The following is an 848-nucleotide window of genomic DNA, read 5'->3' on the forward strand; positions in this document are numbered from 1 at the left end:
ATCAAGAGCATTTCAAACAGTTTGTCACTGACACATTCTTAGATCTCTCTCAACGTCTTGGATTTGCGAATGGTTGGATCAAAAAGTTCCTCACCGATATTCAAAAGTTACGCTGACCACTCAAGCGGTGTTCCCGAACGAAATCTCTCCAGCAGACGCTCGCTAACCGGTATCCCGGTCGAAGTGAACACCGTCGCCTTCACTCGTGGGAATTCGCCCGACTCCAAGGACGCATCGAGGACAAGGCGACGGAGGCAAGTATCCCGGTCGAGTACGTGAATCCGGCGTACACGTCGCAGACGTGCCACTCGTGCCACCGCATCGGTCGGCGGGACTCCCAAGCCGAGTTCCGGTGTCCGAACGACGACTGCCACGTTTCGACGTTTCAGGCCGACATCAACGCTTCCACCAATATCGCACGACGGATCGACCCGTGGGGAGAGAGCGTCCCGCTTGACAAGGCTGGACGCGATGACTCGCCTCGGGATGGGAGTGATTGTGACACCGCCACGACTCACCGTGAACAGAACGTACCAGCGCAGATGACGCTCAGGCTTACAAAGAGTCAACACCCTCTGGCAGCGTTCACGAGACTCAGTCGATCACATCGGGTTAGAGGAAGTGTCTGTTTGGACGTAGTGTGACACGGACCCAAACAGACAACCAGATCGAAGAAGAGCATCTGCTTAATTTTGTCGTCAACACTCTTGACGAGGAACTCCCGATAGAACTCGCAGACGGTGTAAAGGTCTCATCAGAGAAGCTCTATGAGGTCCTCGCTGGCGCCAGCGCCAGCGGGACCTCGGTCAATCACATCTGCGAGACGACCGAAGACTCTCCACACGCCA

General features: G+C 55.4%; 2 pseudogenes. Both read left to right on the forward strand.

Features of this window, described 5'->3' with window-relative positions:
* Window positions 1–176: 176 nt before the first annotated feature.
* Window positions 177–616, forward strand: a pseudogene (locus O2S87_RS18670) (transposase); the annotation flags it as partial.
* A gap of 24 nt (window positions 617–640) precedes the next feature.
* A pseudogene (locus O2S87_RS18675) lies at window positions 641–848 on the forward strand (ISH3 family transposase); the annotation flags it as partial.

The sequence above is a fragment of the Halohasta sp. A2 genome, assembly GCF_056175805.1.